The sequence below is a fragment of the Glaciecola sp. MF2-115 genome (genome assembly GCF_047250385.1).
Lineage (GTDB): Bacteria > Pseudomonadota > Gammaproteobacteria > Enterobacterales > Alteromonadaceae > Glaciecola.
Map to the genome: position 1 here is coordinate 98,564 of NZ_JBLBVM010000047.1, position 16,866 is coordinate 115,429.

General features: G+C 41.9%; 11 protein-coding genes. 1 reads left to right on the top strand and 10 read right to left on the bottom strand.

The genetic code is table 11. From position 1 onward, the window contains the following. Nucleotides 1–78: 78 nt before the first annotated feature. The 9 genes from ACKLNX_RS07500 to sdhC all read right to left on the bottom strand — a co-directional run bounded on the left by ACKLNX_RS07500 (nt 79) and on the right by sdhC (nt 13,543). A complete protein-coding gene (locus tag ACKLNX_RS07500) occupies nt 79–3,087 on the bottom strand; it encodes a TonB-dependent receptor (RefSeq protein WP_412971858.1) in 3,009 nt (1,002 codons plus the stop codon). Nucleotides 3,088–3,496: 409 nt separating this feature from the next. After that, nucleotides 3,497–4,369: a succinate--CoA ligase subunit alpha gene (gene sucD, locus ACKLNX_RS07505; protein ID WP_411694793.1), complete on the bottom strand. Its 873-nt coding sequence runs from the start codon at nt 4,367–4,369 to the stop codon at nt 3,497–3,499. Further along, entirely contained in the window at nt 4,369–5,535 is a 1,167-nt protein-coding gene (gene sucC / locus ACKLNX_RS07510; protein ID WP_412971859.1) for an ADP-forming succinate--CoA ligase subunit beta, read from the bottom strand. The genes sucD and sucC overlap by 1 nt, the downstream gene beginning before the upstream one ends. 172 nt (nt 5,536–5,707) lie before the next feature. Further along, nucleotides 5,708–7,219, bottom strand: coding sequence for a 2-oxoglutarate dehydrogenase complex dihydrolipoyllysine-residue succinyltransferase (gene odhB, locus ACKLNX_RS07515; RefSeq protein ID WP_412971860.1), 1,512 nt, complete (start codon nt 7,217–7,219; stop codon nt 5,708–5,710). Between the two features lie 9 nt (nt 7,220–7,228). Further along, the gene (locus tag ACKLNX_RS07520; protein ID WP_411694796.1) at nt 7,229–10,057 is read right to left on the bottom strand and encodes a 2-oxoglutarate dehydrogenase E1 component; all 2,829 of its coding nucleotides are present in this window, start codon (nt 10,055–10,057) and stop codon (nt 7,229–7,231) included. Between the two features lie 271 nt (nt 10,058–10,328). Further along, nucleotides 10,329–11,039: a succinate dehydrogenase iron-sulfur subunit gene (locus tag ACKLNX_RS07525; protein ID WP_411694797.1), complete on the bottom strand. Its 711-nt coding sequence runs from the start codon at nt 11,037–11,039 to the stop codon at nt 10,329–10,331. Nucleotides 11,040–11,053: 14 nt separating this feature from the next. Further along, entirely contained in the window at nt 11,054–12,826 is a 1,773-nt protein-coding gene (gene sdhA / locus ACKLNX_RS07530; RefSeq protein ID WP_412971861.1) for a succinate dehydrogenase flavoprotein subunit, read from the bottom strand. Nucleotide 12,827: 1 nt separating this feature from the next. Further along, nucleotides 12,828–13,175 (bottom strand): succinate dehydrogenase, hydrophobic membrane anchor protein, encoded by a 348-nt coding sequence (gene sdhD / locus ACKLNX_RS07535; protein WP_411694799.1) that lies wholly within the window; start codon nt 13,173–13,175, stop codon nt 12,828–12,830. Then, nucleotides 13,169–13,543, bottom strand: a complete 375-nt coding sequence (gene sdhC / locus ACKLNX_RS07540; RefSeq protein ID WP_412971862.1) for a succinate dehydrogenase, cytochrome b556 subunit — start codon at nt 13,541–13,543, stop codon at nt 13,169–13,171. Before sdhC ends, sdhD begins: the two co-directional genes overlap by 7 nt. 408 nt (nt 13,544–13,951) lie before the next feature. Between sdhC and ACKLNX_RS07545 the strand changes: the two genes are divergently transcribed. Next, complete coding sequence (locus ACKLNX_RS07545; protein WP_411694801.1) at nt 13,952–15,232, top strand: citrate synthase; 1,281 nt, start codon at nt 13,952–13,954, stop codon at nt 15,230–15,232. A 110-nt stretch (nt 15,233–15,342) separates the two neighbouring features. On the opposite strand, the gene ACKLNX_RS07550 is transcribed toward ACKLNX_RS07545, so the two are convergent. Then, entirely contained in the window at nt 15,343–16,797 is a 1,455-nt protein-coding gene (locus ACKLNX_RS07550) for a phosphomannomutase CpsG (RefSeq protein ID WP_412971863.1), read from the bottom strand. Between the last annotated feature and the right edge of the window lie 69 nt (nt 16,798–16,866).

The following is a 16,866-nucleotide window of genomic DNA, read 5'->3' on the forward strand; positions in this document are numbered from 1 at the left end:
GTAAATTCTCCAATGCTATATTTTTAATGCGACCCAAATTAAGGCCCTTTTTAAACAGTGACGTTAAATTAATTATTCTCATAGTGAATACGTTAGCCCCAAGAAGAATTGTGTACCGAAGTACTGGATTGTCCCGGTGCGCGCCTCTGAACCAAAATAGCTTCGAGTAGGAGCGTCAGTTAAGTTATTCACTTGGAATAGGATCCCAAGGTTTTCATTTACTTCATAGCTTGCTTGATAATCGATGACTAATTCAGAGTCGAAGTTTACAACTTGGTCGTTTACCGCAACTTGCTTAGAAACGAATGGTGCTCTGTAACGCGCGCTAACGCGTGTTTCAAAACCTTCATTTTCCCAAAACACGGTACCAGCCAACACTTGCTTACTTAAGCCTGGTAATAGGGCTGAATAGATACCATCACTTGCACTGGCTCTACGAATGATTTCAGTTTCAGTATATGAGTAACTTGCACTCACACCTAAACCAGACCATAAACCAGGAAGTTTGCTGTACACTTCAGTATATGACAGCTCTAAACCGCGAATGTAACCACCTCTAGCATTGTTTTCAGCCGTTGTGTATGAACCATTCACTACAGGAACCGTCACAAACACTTGCTCACCTAATGAATCTAATACCGGTTGTGCATCTTCTTCATCAGTGAATACAGGGATATCTATTTCGGTAGGTACGATAAAACCGTTAGCAGCAAAATCGTAAGGGTCAGTCGTGCTTCTATCTACGAAAGACTGAATATCTTTGTAGTACAAGGCAGCAATAAATGCACCGTCTGTATCATCAAAATAATGCTCGTACGATATGTCGTATTGGTTTGCGTAGAAAGGACGCAAGTAAGGACTGTTATCACTTTGACCTGATAAACGAGCTTCACCAATGACCGTGATTTCTCCCGTATCTATATCTTGGCGAGCTGCTGGCTCAGATACTTGAACGCCTGCATTTGCAAACATTTCGTTGATTGGAGCACGTCCCATAACTTTCGCAGCCGCGAAACGAATCAATTGATTGTCTGTCACTCTGAAAGTTAAGTTTAGTGATGGTAAATAATCAGTATAAGTATCTTCTAAAAGAACTGGGCGGAATGTATCTACCGCTAGACCAATATCATCAGTAATGATTTGAGCTCCGGCTTCAGGATCGCCACCAACGTTTTGTAGGAAGGTAGAAGCCTGCTTAGTATCTACCATTCTCACACCAACGTTACCGGTGACAGGTATTCCGGCTAATTCCATATCCAAATTTGCCATGACATAAGCAGAATTAACTTCTTCGTATACTTCACCACTTTGTAATACAGACCATGAAGTGTCATTCAGTGGATCGCCATCTGGTGGATTCAATACACCATCAAATCCGCCCCAACTTTGTACTGGTTGCGGTACGCCGCCCGGGAACCAAGCGTTAAGTGCTTTATCAAGATTAATAGCTAAGTAGCTTGGGAAGTATGAAAATTCACCTTCCCAATTCACTACTGTCACCATATCGTCAGTTAAGCGTAATGGTGGCTGACTTCTTGAGAAACCAGAATCACTACCATATTCATATACTGAACGGTCATTCGTGTATGCACGATCAGAGTAACGCGCACCAAACTCAATTGAACGCACCCAGTCATTATCTAATTGATAAGTGAAATCCAAGCGATATGCGTCTAGTTCGTCAGAGTTTTGGAATGGGTAGATACCATATTTGGAAACTAATACTCTATCTAAATCAATAAAGGCATCTTGTTGATTGAAACCTAAATCAGGTAAATCTAAGCCATTCAATAGGTAACTAATTGAAATATTTTCATCTAACAGAGGTGCTGGCGCGTTTGCATCTTCAGCAACAAGAGACCATAACAAACCGTTTCTGAAATCACTCTTAGCGGCTGAGTGGGCAATATCAAAAGACATCGACCAATTATCAGTCATCTCCCAAACACCGTTTAAACCAAAGCTTCGTACTTCATCAAAGTCTTGGTTATCATCGTTGACCAATTCAACACGAGTATTTCCATCAGGGATGCGGTTAAAAGTTCCACCAATAACATCATTATCAACAACCGTAGGGTTGGCAATTGTCACATTGGGTGCTTCGAGTTTTACACGAAACCCACGTGCAAATTCTTCTGATTCAAATTTACTTAAGAAAGCGTCAGCTTTTAATACGAAGTTATCCGTAGGTGCCCATTCAATAGCGGCCATGTAACCGTTACGAGTTTCACCACCACCTTTATGTTGTAATTCGAAACCTTCAGAAATATTTTCGCATTCACCACATTGTTCAGCAGCTGGACGATTCGGATCTAAATTATCCACATCACCCGAGATGAAATCGACATCTTTCTCACGACTATAAGACAAACCAATAAACTGAGTAGAAACACTTGGTTGGAATAACCTTGCATAACCGAGAGCTACTCCTAAAGTATCTTCAAGGAATTTACCTTGGTATGAGAAGCTTAATCTATGACCAAACTCATCAGCATCAGCAACTTCGTTTGCACGGTTGTTATACATACCGCGTACGTTCGCGTTGAATGTATGTTCTTCTGCATTCGCCAGTGGGCTTGCAGTTTTAAGTTCCACAGTTCCAGCTACACCACCTTCAATCAAAGAGGCTTTAGGCGATTTATAAACCGCAGCGGAGCTAATCAGCTCAGATGGATACTGATCAAATTCAATTGAGCGACTACCACTCGTTGAAACTTGCTCTCGACCGTTAAGCGTTGAGAAAACGAAATCACCTGAAAGGCCTCGAATATTAATCTCTGCAGCTTGTCCACCGGTTCTAACTGCGGAAATACCAGGTAATCGTGTTAATGCATCAGCCATCGACACATCAGGTAAGCCACCTAGATCATCTGCAGAAATCTGCTCAGAAACCGTATCGCTGAAGCGTTTCTGATTAAGTGATTTTATAAGACTGGTACTAAAGCCACGTACCTCAATTTTCTCAATGCTCTCTTCGGTACGCTCTTCCGAATCTGTCGACTCTTGTGCGTAAAGAGGCAAACTACCAAACATCATTCCGCTAGCAACTAATGCCGCGGTAATCAAGCTGGGTTTGAATTTAGTCATAGTTGTATCCCATTACTGTTGAAGTTGACGCTTCCCTGCTTGTCATAGTGTGTGAATGACGACGCAAGTACGCCTATTTATACTTAATTATTATGTTACATTCTTGCGAGTTGTTTTAACATTCTGTGCATACGTATTCATAACATTCAGCAACATTTTATTAACAATAAGAAGGCAAATAGGCGTGATACTTGGAATGAGAATTTAGCAGTTGATTTTTTTTGCATAAAAAACAATTAGCTACAAAATTCGCCATTCTAGTGCTTAACATTTATTTAACAAGGGAAGACGAAGCATTTGTATAAACGGTCAAAGGTCATTCAGTTTTTGTACAAATCACATGCATTAGTTGAGGCAAAAAAAAACCTGCCATAAGGCAGGTTTCTCAAATCTAATTAGCTTCGCTGCATTACCAACCAGTAATTTCGCGTAAGCCTTTGCCGATTTCAGCAAGTGAGCGAACGGTTTTAACACCTGCAGCTTCTAATGCTTTGAATTTCTCATCAGCAGTACCTTTACCGCCAGCAATGATAGCGCCAGCATGACCCATACGCTTACCCGCTGGAGCAGTTACACCAGCAATATAAGAAACAACAGGCTTAGTAACGTTTGCTTTGATGTATTCAGCAGCTTCTTCTTCCGCAGTTCCGCCGATTTCACCAATCATAACGATTGCTTCTGTCGCTGGATCTTCTTGGAACAACTTCAAGATATCGATGAAGTTAGAGCCAGGGATTGGATCACCACCAATACCCACACAAGTTGACTGGCCGAAACCTTCGTCAGTTGTTTGCTTAACAGCTTCATAAGTCAAAGTACCAGAACGAGAAACGATACCAACTTTGCCTGGCTTGTGAATGTGACCTGGCATAATACCAATCTTACACTCACCCGGAGTGATAACACCTGGGCAGTTAGGACCGATCATACGTGCGCCTTTTTGGTTCACGTATTCTTTAACGTAAAGCATATCGATAGTTGGAATACCTTCAGTGATACAAACCACTAATTCGATACCAGCATCTACTGCTTCGACGATTGAATCTTTACAAAATGGTGCAGGTACATAAATAACAGTTGCCGTAGCGCCTGTTGAAGCAACCGCTTCTTTCACTGTATTGAATACAGGAAGACCTAAATGCGTAGTTCCACCTTTACCTGGCGTTACACCGCCAACCATTTGAGTACCATAAGCAATTGCTTGCTCAGAGTGGAAAGTTCCTTGACCGCCAGTAAAACCTTGGCAGATAACTTTGGTGTCTTTATTGATTAATACTGACATTATTTGCCCTCCGCAGCAGCAACAACTTTAAGTGCGGCATCAGTCAAAGACTCTGCAGCAATGATATCTAAACCAGAACCCGCAAGTACTTCGCGACCTAGTTCAGCATTTGTTCCTTCAAGACGAACAACAACTGGTACGTTTACACCAACTTCTTTAACCGCACCGATAATACCTTCTGCAATCATATCGCAACGTACGATACCGCCGAAGATGTTAACGAGTACTGCTTTAACGTTATCGTCTGATAAAATGATCTTGAATGCTTCAGCAACACGCTCTTTCGTTGCACCGCCCCCAACATCAAGGAAGTTAGCTGGGCTACCGCCGTGCAAGTTAACAATATCCATTGTTCCCATTGCTAGACCTGCGCCGTTAACCATGCAACCAACATTGCCATCAAGAGCAACGTAGTTTAATTCAAATTTAGCAGCATGAGCTTCACGCGCATCTTCTTGAGTAGGGTCGTTCATATCACGAACTTTTGGCTGGCGATATAGAGCGTTACCATCAACACCTAGTTTTGCGTCAAGGCAATGCAAATCGCCGTCTGCTTTGATAACTAGAGGGTTGATTTCGATAAGTGCTAAATCTAGTTCTTCAAACATCTTCGCTAAACCCATGAAGATAGTTGTGAATTGACGAATTTGAACACCTTTCAAACCAAGTTTAAACGCGATTTCACGCGCTTGGTATGGCTGTGCGCCAACTAATGGGTCAACTTCAGCTTTTAGAATCTTTTCAGGTGTTTCTTCTGCAACAGTTTCGATTTCAACACCACCTTCTGTAGATGCCATGAAAACAATTCTGCGAGACGTTCTGTCTACAACCGCGCCAAGATACAACTCTTGAGCGATATCAGTACAAGTTTCAACAAGAATTTGGCTAACGGGTTGGCCAGCAGCGTCTGTTTGATAAGTTACTAAGTTTTTACCAAGCCAGTTTTCAGCAAAAGCTCTTATGTCGGCTTTATCTTTAACTAGTTTTACGCCGCCCGCTTTACCGCGACCTCCAGCGTGTACTTGACATTTAACTACCCACTCAGAACCGCCAATGCGGTCTGCTGCTTCAACAGCAGCTTGAGGAGTCTCAGCAGCGTATCCTTCAGATACTGGCAAACCGTATTCTTTGAATAACTGTTTGCCTTGGTATTCATGCAAATTCATGTTGATTTATCCGATTTTATTTAATAGAAAAGCCGCCGATTGTTCCTCAAAAAAGTACTTAGGGCGACTTGATTTTATCTCGCTAAGTTTATCATAAACTCAGCTATATCATAGGTGATAACATTGTTATCACCCTTGTTTCTTACGAATGACCCGATTGTTAACTTAATATTTACACATCAAGTAACAAACGTGTCGGATCTTCTAACATTTCTTTAACAGTTACCAAGAATCCAACCGATTCTTTACCGTCAATGATTCGGTGATCGTATGATAAAGCTAAGTACATCATTGGTAAAATTTCAACTTTACCATTTACCGCCATAGGTCGGTCTTGGATTTTATGCATCCCCAAAATCGCACTTTGCGGTGGATTAATGATTGGAGTAGACATCAAAGAACCGAAAACACCACCATTAGTAATGGTAAAGTTACCGCCCTGAAGATCTGACATTGCTAGCTTTCCATCACGACCTTTAAGCGCAAGCTCTTTAATACCTTTTTCGACGCCCGCCATACCCAATGTGTCGGTATCGCGCAAGATTGGGGTAACTAGACCACGAGGCGTAGAGACAGCAATAGAGATGTCGAAATAGTTATGGTAACAAATATCATCACCGTCTAATGAAGCATTAACTTCAGGGAAACGTTTTAACGCTTCTGTCACTGCTTTCACATAAAATGACATAAAGCCTAAACGAATACCATGACGCTTCTCAAAGCTTTCTTGATACTGCTTACGCAAATCCATAATTGGCTTCATGTTAACTTCATTGAAAGTAGTTAACATCGCAGTTGAGTTTTTCGCTTCTAGCAAACGGTTCGCAATTGTTTTACGCAAGCGGGTCATTGGCACGCGTTTTTCAGTACGCTCGCCTGCTGCTACAGAAGGTGCTTCACTAGAGCTAGCAGAGGCAGCTGGCGCAGCAGCTGGTGCTTTCAGATGTTTTTCAACATCCTCTTTAGTGATACGACCGCCCTTACCAGAGCCAGTTACTTTGCTTGCATCTAGACCTTTTTCCGCAAGAAGTCTTCGCACTGATGGGCTTAGCGCATCTGAATCGTTACTTTCGTCGCTTGCTTCTTCACTTGCCGCAGCAGGTGCAGAGCTAGCTTCACCAGCACCTTCCACGAAGTTTGCAATAACAGCTTCCGCTAATACTGTTTCGCCTTCTTGAGCTAGGATATCAGACAGAGAACCATCAGCAGGCGCAACAACTTCTAGCACTACTTTATCTGTTTCGATATCAACTAAATTTTGGTCTCTTTTTACTTGTTCACCAGGTTGAACATGCCAAGTGGCAATTGTTGCGTCTGCAACTGATTCAGGAAGAACAGGTACTTTAATTTCTGATTTAGCGCCAGATGGAGCTGACGTTGAAGCTGAAGCTGGTGCTTCTGACGTCGCCGCAGAATCTGAGGAAGCGCTTTCTTTTTTCGCAGAACCGCCCTCTTCTACTTTCCCAATGACTTGCTCACCTAAAACCGTATCACCTTCGGCATGTATGATTTCTGATAAGACGCCGTCTTCTGGTGCTACTACTTCCAATACTACTTTGTCAGTCTCAATATCAACAAGATTCTGATCTCGTGTGACTGTTTCACCAGCTTTAACATGCCAAGTTGCTATCGTTGCATCGGCTACTGATTCGGGTAATACGGGAACTTTTATTTCAATTGTCATCTGGGTTCCTTAGTTTAGTGTAAGTGCGTCTTCAACCAACGCTTTTTGTTGTTGATTGTGTACTGAGACATAGCCAACTGCAGGTGACGCCGAAGCATTTCGACCTGCATAAGTTAAATTTGATCCTTTCGGAATAGACTGCCAGAAATGATGCTGGCTACAATACCAAGCGCCTTGGTTTTGTGGCTCTTCTTGACACCAAACCCAGTCAGTTACGTGTTCATATCTAGCCATTATAGCCTTGAACTCTTCCTGCGGGAAAGGATACAACTGTTCTAAACGAATAATTGCCACATCTGTTTGTTCATTTTTGCGACGTTGATCGAGCAGGTCGTAATAAACCTTTCCTGAACACATCACAACGCGCTTAACCCCTTTAGGGTCAATTTCGTCAATTTCATCAATGACATTGTGGAATACACCGGCCGCTAACTCTTCCATCGAAGAAACAGCTAACGGGTGACGTAACAATGACTTTGGTGACATTACAATCAATGGACGACGCATTGGTCGAACAGATTGTCTGCGCAGCATATTGTATACCTGAGCCGGAGTGGATGGTACACAAACTTGCCAGTTGTGATCAGCACACATTTGCAAGAAACGCTCTAATCGAGCAGAACTGTGCTCTGGTCCCTGTCCCTCATAACCATGCGGCAATAACATTGTTAAACCGCACAAACGGCCCCATTTTGCTTCACCTGATGATAAGAACTGATCAAATACCACTTGTGCGCCATTTGCGAAGTCACCGAATTGGGCTTCCCAAATAGTTAAGCAAGATGGCTCTGCCGTTGCGTAACCATATTCAAAGGCCATAACCGCCTCTTCTGACAAGACCGAATCATATATTTCAATGCGACCTTGATCAGACGATATATTTTGCAATGGCAAATAAGATGTTCCATCTTCTTGATTATGCAATACCGCATGACGATGGAAGAACGTTCCACGACCTGAATCTTGACCGGTCATTCTAATATTTGTTTTATCGGCTAGAATACTCGCGTAAGCTAAGTTTTCAGCCATACCCCAATCAAGCTGTTTCTCGCCTTCAACCATTGCTTTACGGTCTAAATAAAGTTTATTTACACGAGATTGTAAGCGGTGACTTTCAGGGTAAGTAATTAATGCTTCACCTAATTCTTTCAGTTTTTCAACGGGCAAACTACCGTCATACTCTACATCCCAGTCATGTCCAATGTATGGTGACCAGTCAACTGAATGCTCTGTCATTGGTCTCCATTCTTCAACAACACATGCACCATGATCTAGCGCAGCCCGGTACTCTGTCATCAACTTGTCGACTTCATGCTTTTCAATCGAGCCTTCGGCAATTAACTGATTAGCATATATTTCACGTGGTACAGGATGCTTTTTAATCTTTTGATACATTAATGGCTGAGTTGCATTAGGCTCGTCAGCTTCGTTATGGCCGTGGCGGCGATAACAAACCAAATCGATAACAACATCGCGTTTGAATTTATTACGATAATCAAGAGCCAATTGAGTGACGAACATGACCGCTTCTGGGTCATCGGCATTCACATGGAAAATAGGTGCTTGAACCATCTTGGCAATATCTGTGCAGTATTGAGTAGAGCGCGTATCTTCAGTCTTCGATGTGGTAAATCCAACTTGGTTGTTGATTACAATTCGAACCGTACCACCCACTTTAAAGCCGCGAGTTTGCGACATATTAAAGGTTTCTTGCACAACGCCTTGGCCAGCTATTGCTGAATCGCCGTGGATCGTAATTGGAAGTACGGCGGAACCATCTTCGCAGTTTCGTCTCTGTAGACGCGCTCTTACTGAACCGATGACTACCGGGTTTACGATTTCCAAATGCGATGGATTGAAAGCCAATGCTAAATGTACATTACCACCAGGAGTTGCAAAGTCAGAAGAGAAACCAGCGTGATATTTAACATCGCCTGCACCTAAACTATCATCGTGCTTACCGGCAAACTCATCAAATAAGACTGAAGGGTTTTTACCCAGAACGTTAACTAGGACATTCAATCTTCCGCGGTGAGCCATACCAATAACTACTTCTTTGGTACCAGCGACACCAGCAGCACTAATTAAGCCCTTCAGCATTGGCACCAAAGAATCGCCACCTTCCAGTGAGAATCGTTTCGCACCGGTAAATTTAGAACCTAGGTATTTTTCCATGCCATCAGCAGCAATTAGCCCTTTGAGAATAGACACTTTCTCATCGCGGCCAATTACAGGTTTTGCTTCTACTGATTCAATGCGCTGTTGCAACCAGCGTTTCTGCTCTGTATCAGTAATGTGCATGTATTCTGAACCAATCGAACCACAGTAGGTACGATTGAGTGATTTAAACAAATCACCTAACGCCATTTTATCAGTGTCAACTGCATAAGAGCCAAGGTTGAATATGGCGTCAAAGTCACTTTCTGATAAATTATGATGAGAAAGCTCTAAATCACGAACTCTCTCTTGCTTCCATAAATTTAATGGATCTAGGTTGGCATGCTGATGGCCACGAAAACGGTAAGCATTGATTAACTGCAATACTTTTATTTGTCGCTCATCACTTTGAACATCGCCAGAACTCGCAGAAGCACCAGAACTAAATCTTGCCGCAGGCCCTAAAGAGGCCATTTGTTTGAAGTCCGCCCTAATTTGCGTGTGGTTGGCTTCAACTTCTACACCATCAACTTTTGGTAGAGCGTCGAATGTGACTTTCCAGTTTTCTGGGACACTTTGTGGATCTTCAAGGTAAGCTTCATACATATCTTCTATGTAAGCGGTATTACCTCCCGCCATGTGGGATGAATCCCACCATGCTTTCATCACGCTATCTTGCATTCTTAAGCCTTGATATAAAAAGTTAAGTGTATTGTATTCTAAGTAGATTCTTTTTGTAAATTATGTATTGCATGTTTGCAAGGATATATACGACTATAATGGTATATCACACCATATATAACACCCCATTTAGAAAAAACTTAAATATTTTCTTCATTTTATTCTTTTGAAGCTAGTTTTGCATTTAGTTTATTTTAGATAAAAAAATAGCCATCCTTCTCAGGACGGCTATTTAGCATTCAATTTTGCCCGCTTAACAGGCAACGAGGCACTAAACAGCCCGTTGTAATAACATCGATTTGATTTGGCCAATCGCTTTTGTTGGGTTTAGCCCTTTTGGACAAACACTAACGCAATTCATTATGCCATGGCAACGGAAAACACTAAATGCATCATCCAAGTCACTCAAACGTTCATCTGTAGCTGTATCACGAGAATCGATTAAGAAACGATACGCGTGCAACAAACCGGCAGGACCAATGAACTTATCTGGGTTCCACCAAAACGATGGGCAAGATGAAGAACAACATGCGCATAAAATACATTCATACAGGCCATCTAACTTTGCTCTGTCTTCTTGTGATTGTAAATGTTCTCTTGCTGGCGGCTGCTTATCGTCGTTTATTAAGAAAGGCTTAATTTTCTCGTATTGCGTGTAAAATTGAGTTAAATCAACTACTAAGTCGCGCACTACAGGCATTCCCGGCAGTGGACGAACAACAATTTTTCCCTTACCTAAAGAAGACAATGGCGTAATACACGCAAGGCCATTCTTTCCGTTCATGTTCATACCATCAGAACCACACACGCCTTCACGACATGAGCGACGGAATGATAAAGTAGGGTCAGTTTCTTTCAATGCAATCAAAGCATCAAGCACCATCATATCTTGGCCTTCTTCGACCTCCAATTGATAGTCTTGCATCTTAGGTGCATTATCTACGTCTGGGTTATATCGATAAATCGAAATATCTAACATCATAATGATAAGTCCTATTAGTACGAACGTACTTTTGGTGGAAACGCTTCTCTGAGCTTCGGAGCCATATTGACTTCACGACGGCGCATAGATTCAGATTCCGGCAAGTACACACTGTGACACAACCAATTTTCATCGTCTCTTTCTGGGTAGTCGAAACGACTGTGTGCACCACGACTCTCTGTTCTAAAGTTTGCTGCAACAGCGGTGCTATATGCAGTTTCCATTAGATTGTCTAACTCTAAGCACTCAATACGCTGAGTGTTAAAGTCAGAGCTCTTGTCGTCCAAACGTGCATTTTGCAGGCGTTCACGAATTTCTTTCAGTTCTTTAAGACCTTCGGCCATTGAATCACCTTCACGGAATACCGAGAAGTTCAACTGCATACAAGTCTGCATGTCTTTCTTAATTTGAACTGGGTCTTCACCCTTACCTTTTTCAGAGCTTTCCCAACGATTGAAACGGGCCATCGTTGCTTCAAGATCTGACTCTGAGGCATCGCTTTGCACGTCGATTTCATCTAAGCTCTTGCCAAGGTGTAGGCCTGTTGCACGACCAAAAACAACCAAATCTAGCAGAGAGTTGCCGCCTAAACGGTTAGCACCATGTACTGATACACAAGCTATTTCACCACAAGCGAACAAACCATCAACTTTCGTTTCATTACCATCAATATCGATATTAATAACTTGTCCATCAACATTTGTAGGTATACCACCCATCATATAGTGACAAGTTGGAATAACTGGAATGGGTTCTTTCACCGGGTCAACGTGGGCGAATGTGCGTGATAACTCAAGAATACCTGGTAAGCGGGATTCAAGAACATCTTTACCAAGATGATCAAGTTTCAGCTTCAAGTGTGGACCCCAAGGACCGTCACAACCGCGACCTTCGCGAATCTCTGTCATCATTGAACGAGCAACAACGTCACGACCTGCTAAGTCTTTCGCGTTTGGCGCATAACGTTCCATGAAACGTTCGCCGTCTTTATTTAATAAGTAACCGCCCTCACCTCGACAACCTTCAGTTACAAGCGTACCTGCACCTGCAATACCTGTCGGGTGGAACTGCCACATTTCCATATCTTGCAATGGCACACCAGCACGAAGTGCCATACCAACGCCATCACCTGTATTGATATGAGCATTTGTAGTTGATGCATAAATACGACCTGCACCACCGGTAGCTAGTACGACAGCTTTTGATTTAAAGTAAACCACTTCACCAGTTTCAATATCGATAGCTGTACAACCTACCACTTGACCCTGTTGGTTTTTCACTAAATCTAGCGCGTACCATTCGCTGAATACTTTTGTACGATTTTTAACATTTTGTTGATACAACAAGTGCAATAAGGCATGACCTGTTCTATCTGCAGCGGCAGCGGTTCTTGCCGCTTGCTCACCACCAAAATTCTTTGACTGACCACCGAATGGACGCTGATACACTTTACCTTCTTCAGTACGAGAGAAAGGTAAGCCCATATTTTCCATTTCGATAATCGCTTCTGGACCTGTTTTACACATGTATTCAATGGCTTCTTGATCACCAATATAGTCTGACCCTTTCACGGTGTCATACATGTGCCATTCCCAGTTATCTTCATGTGAATTACCTAGCGCAACGGTAATACCACCTTGTGCAGATACCGTATGAGAACGGGTTGGAAATACTTTTGATAATAATGCGCATGACTTTCCAGATTCTGAAATCTGCAAAGCTGCTCGCATCCCAGCGCCGCCAGCGCCGATTACTACCGCGTCAAACTCATGAACGGGTAAACTCATATTAAACACCCCATAAAACGAATAGACCTACTGCAACATACGCAAATGCAATAAGATTGAGAACAAATTGAAGACCGGCGCGTAAACCAGTTGGCTTGATGTAATCAGTTAACACCTGCCACAATCCTATACGCACATGAATCATGATTGAGATCAAAGCTGCGAGCGTAAATGCCTTCATGTAGATATTAGCAAAAAGACCCTGCCATACTTCAAAGCTAACAACAGGAGTTGTTAGGAAGAAATACACCATATAAAACGTGAAAGCAGTGATAATCGCTGCTGTTGCTCGTAAAGAAACGTAATCTTGAATGCCGTTTCTTTTAATTGATGCTTGATTCGTTACCATAATACAACTCCCAATACGATAGTTAACACCACCCATAGTCCCATTGCAGCGAGTGCACTGTTATTTCCTGAGTCAAGTTCTTCCCAATAGCCCATATCCATAATAACGTGCCTGATTCCACCGATAATGTGGTAAGACAGCGCTGATAAGGTACCTATTGAAATGACTTTTCCGTACCAAGCGTCCATCATAGCTAAAACCGAATTATAACCATCGATTGAAGCAACTGAAGTAGCCCACGCATAAATAACAAATAGCAACGCGAAAAACATTGCCACGCCTGTCACACGGTGGAGAATTGACGAGATAGCTGCTGGTGGAAAGGTAATTGTATTAAGATCTAAATTTACCGGTCTTTGTTTCTTCACAATAATATGCCTGTCGTTCGTAGGTGATGCATAAAACTCGAAAGCTTATGCGATAACCTGAGTTGTGTGTTTTACTTTCTGAAGCGAATTAACGCCATTTATCTGTTAACAATTTGTGAATAATATATTGCTAAATTGAAATAAAATACTTTCCTTTAATTTAGCGGGTTTGAATATAACAATCCGCCTCGTAAATTACAATTTTTAGTTGCATATTAAGCCTTTAGTCGTAAACATTTATTGATACTTAGTAAACTCGCTATAATTAAGGAATAATTATTAGACGAATGTGCATTTAAATTGACTTATTACTCCAATACCAGTACAAATACCGGCACTTTTCTTAACGTTGTGAACAATTTGGTCGATTTCAACGTTATATTAGAGAACTAACGAGGAGAACATTACATGGCAAATGATAAAGCCATTTTAAAAGCTGGTGACAAAGAAATCGAGCTTCCTATTTTAACAGGAACAGCGGGTCACCCAGTTATTGATATTAGATCTTTGGGCGCAAATGGTTATTTCACTTTCGACCCCGGTTTTATGGCAACAGGTTCATGTGAATCTTCAATAACGTTCATCGATGGTGCAAAAGGAGTATTATTGCACAGAGGTTACCCAATTGATGAATTGGCTCGAGATTCAGACTATTTAGAAGTTTGTCATATGTTATTGCATGGGCATGCTCCTTCAGAAGAAGAATACCAAACATTTAAGCAAACAATCACTCGTCACACTATGGTTCACGAGCAGATTAATATGTTTTTCCACGGTTTTAGAAATGATGCCCATCCAATGGCAATGCTATGTGGCACCGTTGGCGCAATGTCGTCTTTTTATCACAGTGATTTAGATGTAAATAGTGAAGAGCAGCGCCTTCGCAGTGCGCACCGCCTCATAGCGAAAATGCCTACTCTCGTAGCTATGTGCTATAAGTACAATGTCGGTCAGCCTTTTGTGTACCCATCAAATGAACTGAGCTATGCGGCAAACTTCTTAAATATGATGTTTTCTGTACCTGCCGAAGATTACAAAATTAGTCCAGCTGTTGAACGTGCAATGGACAGAATCTTCATCCTTCATGCAGATCATGAGCAAAACGCATCGACTTCAACAGTGAGATTAGCTGGTTCATCTGGTGCTAACCCATATGCATGTATTGCTGCTGGTGTTGCTTCTTTATGGGGCCCTGCTCACGGCGGCGCAAACGAAGCTTGCTTAGAAATGCTTGAAGAAATTGGTACGGTTGACCGTATACCTGAATTCATCGAAAGAGCTAAAGATAAGTCTGACCCGTTCCGTCTAATGGGCTTTGGTCATCGTGTTTATAAAAACCATGATCCAAGAGCCACAGTCATGCGTGAAAGCTGTCATGAAGTGCTAGCGGAACTTGACTTGAAAGATCCTCTACTAGAAGTAGCGATGGAACTAGAGCGAATTGCTCTTAGTGACCCGTACTTTGCAGAGAAGAAATTGTTCCCTAATGTCGACTTCTATTCAGGTATCGTGTTGAAAGCAATAGGTATTCCTACCAATATGTTTACATGTATATTTGCACTTTCAAGAACAGTTGGCTGGATATCTCACTGGCACGAAATGCTAAGTCAACCAGGACAGAAAATTGGTCGTCCTCGTCAGTTATACACTGGTGAAGAACAACGTAAGTACACACCAATTAAAAAGTAATAAACACTGTTACTAACTATTAAGAAAGGCGCCGATTGGCGCCTTTCTTGTTTCCGACCTTTGCTAAATTTTGCAGTTAACTATACAAGCGATAAATGCGAAAATAATTATCAAGCGCTAATAAGAGCCATAAGCTCCTTCGTCTTTTCTTCCATTAACGCAATATCCCCTCTTGATTCAACATTGAGTCGAATAACAGGTTCAGTATTCGATTTTCTTAGGTTAAAACGCCATGTGCCAAATTCCATACCAATGCCATCTGTCTTATCAATCACTTGAGCTTGAGCCGTGTAATGCTCAACCACTTTCTTAATGGTCAGACCTGCATTTTCAACCGTTGAGTTAATTTCTCCAGAGGAAGGAAAAGCCTTAATACGTGCTTCAACCAGCGAAGATAAAGGTTGTTTTGTTGTGCATAATAACTCAGCGACTAATAACCATGGGATCATCCCAGAATCACAATATGCAAAGTCTCTAAAATAATGATGTGCACTCATTTCACCGCCGTAAACGGCATCTTCTTTGCGCATTCTTTCCTTAATGAACGCATGCCCTGTCTTACATTTAATTGGTTTGCCCTGACTGGCTTTTACAATTTCTTCAGTATTCCAATAGACGCGTGGGTCATAAATAATACTGGCCCCCTTTTCCTTGGCTAAGAACGCTTGCGCTAAGAGGCCAACGATATAATAGCCTTCAACGAATTGACCTTTTTCATCAAACAAGAAACAACGATCAAAATCACCGTCCCATGCAATTCCCATATGTGCATTGTTTGCAACTACGGCATTTGTTGTATCGGCGCGATTCTCAGGGAGCAAAGGGTTTGGGATGCCATTTGGAAAATCCCCATTGGCTTCATGATGAACTTTAATAAATTCAACTGGTACATTCTGATGTTTAAAGAAAAATTCAATCGCATCCAAAGCCGGACCAGCGCTTCCGTTACCGGCATTGACGACTAACTTCAATGGCGTGAGCTTCTTATAATCAATATAGCTAGTAAGGTGCAACACGTAGTCATTAACACAACTGACTCTTTCATATGAGTTTGTTTCTAGCAATTTGATTTCTTTAATTGAATGCTCTCCTTTTAAGAAGGCTTCATCACTTACTAATTCTCCCGCACTGAAAGCACACAAACGTGCTTGGATATTCATTTCATCGTAGCTTTCTGCTCTATCTCTAATTGCGAACAAACCGCTGTCACCACTGATGGGAATTGAGCCAGCTTTTACCAACTTCAGTCCGTTGTAGTCAATTGGATTGTGAGAAGCGGTGACTTCGATACCACCGTCAACACCAAGGTGTTTTGTAGCAAAGTAAATTTCTTCTGTACCGCACATGCCTAGGTCTTTTACTTTTGCTCCACCATCAATTAAACCGGCTGCAAGCGCCAATTTTAGGGGAATGGATGTATTCCTAACATCTGCACCAATGACAACAGTCCTTGCTTGTAATTCCTCAGCGAATGCACGACCGATTCTATAAGCTACCGTTTCGTTTAATTGTTCTAATAATTTTCCACGAATATCGTAGGCTTTGAAACATGTAATTTTTGTCATAACTTAAATTCTTTCATTTTTGATATTTAATTAAATTTAATTAGCGAGCGAGTACGTTTGCCAACTAAT